Below are 2,467 nucleotides of genomic sequence, written 5' to 3'. Positions count from 1 at the left end.
TAGGGGGATAGTATTCAAGGCTCCCAAAGCCGCTCAAACACTCAAAAAACATCGAGAAAGATACAAGAAACTTTGAGCGGCGCATTGCGCAATAGTCTCTTTTTGTTATATTTGCGCTTAGCGAATGCAAAAGAACAAATAGGCACATACACCAGAGTTAATCTAGCGGTTTACGCTTGTCCCACTGTCCTCCGAGGAGCCGATAACTCTAGAGATAAGTCTATGTTGCTCCAATCTCGGTAGAAGACCTCGGTGCTTATCCTTACTCTTCCCTCTCGCATCACACGGCGGGAGGCTGCGCAGGTCAAATGGCGTAGATAAATGATCCTTTATGAGCTCCGAGTGGGCACAATCTCGCTTAGACTTGAGCTTATCTAGTTTCTACCCTACATGATTTTTTAATTTTTTAGCATGAAAAAGTATCTTCTTACCACATTGGTAGCGACGCTTCTGGCGCCTACACTCCACGGCGAGGGAGATACGCCTTTTGTAGACAAATTGAAGCTATACAGCCACAGAGGTGGAGAGCCAGTGAATGTAGCTTTGCATGAGATTAGGCGTATTTCGTTTGAGGATGGTAATATGACGATTCTTTTACACAACGAGAAGTCCGTCAGCAATCCCCTAACATCTGTCGCCAAGATTGTTTTTGAAACGAAAAACAATGTCGGCATTGAGTCTATCCTAGATCAAAAGGATTTGCGTATAGCTAGCTCCGACCAAGGGGTGGCTATCTTGGGGCTTCCGGAGGAAGAAGGTTTCCCCTTGTTGGTATTCGGTCTAGATGGCGGACTTGTACATCAGACCTCTTATTATCGCAATGGAGAGTGGATCTCTACGGCTGGCTTGGCCTCTGGAGTTTATCTGATCCGTATCAATAATCGTACACTTAAATTCAAGAAATTATGAAGAAGCTAACTCTATTCCTATCCGTCCTACTACTTGGCTTTGGCTGCTTGACTATGCTCCATGCACAGGACAATAAGAAGCATAAGATGACCCTACACTTCAAGCCTATTGCAGAGGGGTATAGGCCTGTGACACAAGGTTACTTTGTCGATAAGATCGACTCCATCACATTCAGCAATAGGGTGTACGATATGGGCTTCAAGATCACTTTCGACTATAAGGAAAGGGATAAAGGGGATATCAGCGTTCTCCCCCAAAAGGATGTCCAGAGCTGGAAAATGAAGGTAATCGAGGAGTGGAAGGTCAAGAATGCGCCAGACGAAATGCTGATCATGCGTCTAAAGGAAGATGTACAAGAGCCAATCCGCTTTGGCGCTTTCACTGGCAACTTGCAGGGGCTGACACGCAAAACGACTTATACGGTCTATGCTTATGGAGAAGATGAGCAGTCTACGGTTGGGCCACTAACACGTTATACGTTTAGTATTCCAGATTTCCCTCTGGTTGGTTCTCCCAGTATAGAGGCGGAGTTTACAGACGTGACTCATAGTAGCTTCAAAGTAACACTCAAACCCAACAAAGATGTCAAGGGATACTATTTCCTTGGTGGTGAAAAGGAAAGTATGAAAGAGGCTTATAAGCAAACTCCTTTTGGCGAGTTCCCCAATCTAGAAGAGTATATCAAGGCCTTTGGTACAGACTTTAGAACAAGGAAGCCACATACAGGGAATGTATCTCTCAGCTACAACCAGCTAATCCCGAATACACTGCATGGGGTCTATGTGGTACTATTAGATGAGGCGGGACAGCCCTCCGATCTGCATGTCTTTGACGTTATGACCCTAAAGAAAGGTACGAGCAAGCCCTCTAAGCCAAAAATCACAATCCTAGAGGTAACCCACGATAAGATCAAAGCACAGGCAGACCCAGACGAGAATACCAGTGTCTTCCGCTTTATGCTGGTTGAGAAGGCTAAGTATGACGAGGACCCTGCCGGGTTTGTTCAGTTTCTCAAGGACCAGCCCAACTCTATCAACTTCCCAATCTCTACTACGACCGATGTAGGTGAGTGGCGTGACCTCCTAGCTAACACGGAGTATTATCTAGTGGCCATAGGTAAAAATGGCGATGACAAATGGGGTGAGCCTGTGCTAGCTCCGGTCAAGACGTTGCCAGAGCCAGCAGGCGGGAGTGTAAAACCCAAGGCTGATGTCGTGCCTCTACGCTCGACTACGGCTGGGCAGATACGCCTCAACTCTAACTAGAGATTTGAGATACGTCACAAGTATCCTAGGGGCTGTGGATAAATTTGAATTTGTCCGCAGCCCCTTTTAGGTACGTCAAAGTGTGTAAAATGTAAGATGCTAAGAGAGGTATCAAATGTCGCAAGTAGTTTTGGGAGGGTGCGTATTTACCATTAATATACAGCGCAATGTCTTGCCTTGGTGCTCTATGGGATATTGTACTTTCCATTTTCTAACGCAACACTATGGTTATAAGAACGACAGGTGGCGGGCTAGCCCGCCACCTGTCAAAAATCGTTCATAGCTTTGATGTT

General features: G+C 45.9%; 2 protein-coding genes. Both read left to right on the top strand.

Features of this window, described 5'->3' with window-relative positions:
* The first annotated feature begins 411 nt into the window (after positions 1–411).
* On the top strand, positions 412–909 hold the full coding sequence (locus HQ41_RS04890; RefSeq protein ID WP_044188716.1) for a hypothetical protein: 498 nt from the start codon (positions 412–414) through the stop codon (positions 907–909).
* Positions 906–2,174: a hypothetical protein gene (locus HQ41_RS04885; RefSeq protein ID WP_044188714.1), complete on the top strand. Its 1,269-nt coding sequence runs from the start codon at positions 906–908 to the stop codon at positions 2,172–2,174. Before HQ41_RS04890 ends, HQ41_RS04885 begins: the two co-directional genes overlap by 4 nt.
* The last annotated feature ends 293 nt before the right edge of the window (positions 2,175–2,467 follow it).

The sequence above is a fragment of the Porphyromonas sp. COT-290 OH860 genome (genome assembly GCF_000768935.1).
In the GTDB taxonomy this organism is placed as follows: domain Bacteria; phylum Bacteroidota; class Bacteroidia; order Bacteroidales; family Porphyromonadaceae; genus Porphyromonas.
Note: the sequence above shows the minus strand (reverse complement) of the source record. Positions and strands in the feature narration are given on the sequence as shown.

Excerpts from the sequence above, each read along its gene's own strand:
- HQ41_RS04890 (WP_044188716.1), top strand. The coding sequence starts at position 412 with ATGAAAAAGTATCTTCTTACCACATTGGTAGCGACGCTTCTGGCGCCT.
- HQ41_RS04885 (WP_044188714.1), top strand. The coding sequence starts at position 906 with ATGAAGAAGCTAACTCTATTCCTATCCGTCCTACTACTTGGCTTTGGC.